We start from the raw sequence: 1,064 nt of genomic DNA on the forward strand, positions 1-1,064 counted from the left end.
CCTAGGTGTATTGACCCGCAGCGTTGTTCACACGGGTGATCGGTGGCTTGCCTCCGAGTGCGGTGTGGCAGCGGTGGTGGTTGTAGGTGTGCAGGAAGTCTGCCAGGGCTGTGATGCGTTCGGTGTTGCTGGTGTAGAGCCGCAGGTAGGCCCATTCGTCGAGCAGGGTGCGGTGGAAGCGTTCGACCTTGCCGTTGGTCTGCGGCCGGTAGGCGCGGGTGAGCTTGCCGGTGGCGCCGAGGTCGGCCAGGGCCTGCCGCCAGGCGAAGCTTTTGCGGTAGGGCCAGGCGTTGTCGGTCAGGACCCGCTCGATGCGGGTGATGCCGCAGGCGGCGAAGAAGGCCGCGGCCCGGTGCAGGAAGGCTGCGCAGGTGGCGGCCTTCTCGTCGGGGTGGACCTCGCTGTAGGCCAGGCGGGAGTGGTCGTCGACGGCGGAGTGGACGTAGTCGAAGCCCATGCTCGCGCGGGTGGCGCGGCCGGCCTGGCGGCCCAGGACCTTGTGCCCGCCGCCGTCGGGGATGCGGCCGAGTTTCTTGACGTCGACGTGGATCAGCTCGCCCGGCCGGTCGCGTTCGTAGCGGCGGATGACCTGGCCGGTGGGCCGGTCCAGCCAGGCCAGGCGGTTCAGGCCGTGGCGGGTCAGGATGCGGTGCACGGTCGAGGCGGGCAGGCCAAGAACCGGGCCGAGGCGTGCGGGACCGAGCTTGCGTTCCTGCCGCAGCCGGCAGACGCGGGCTTCGGTGGTGGCGGTGGTTCGGTGTGGTGTCGTGCGCGGGCGGCTGGAGCGGTCGAAGAGCCCGCCTTCGCCCTCGGATCGCCAGCGCCGGATCCACTTGTGGGCCGTGGGACGCGAGATGCCCATCTCCGCGGCGACGTGCGCGACGGGACGGCCGGAGCGGACACGGTCGATCAGCAGTCGCCTGCCGTGAAGGGTCAGCCGGGCATTACGGTGGGACACGAAGGCCTCCGTGCGGTGAAGATTCGACACCTCCACCACACACGGAGGCCTTCGCCGTGATCAAGCCCGGCCAGTGTTAACAACGCTCGTGATCAATACACCTAGG

Annotated in this window: 1 protein-coding gene; it reads right to left on the reverse strand. The window is 69.5% G+C overall.

The features are described from left to right. Position 1: 1 nt before the first annotated feature. Positions 2–958: an IS481 family transposase gene (locus tag ACFVYL_RS37735; RefSeq protein ID WP_389724793.1), complete on the reverse strand. Its 957-nt coding sequence runs from the start codon at positions 956–958 to the stop codon at positions 2–4. Positions 959–1,064 lie beyond the last annotated feature (106 nt).

This window comes from Streptomyces sp. NPDC058308 (assembly GCF_042880275.1).
GTDB lineage: Bacteria > Actinomycetota > Actinomycetes > Streptomycetales > Streptomycetaceae > Streptomyces.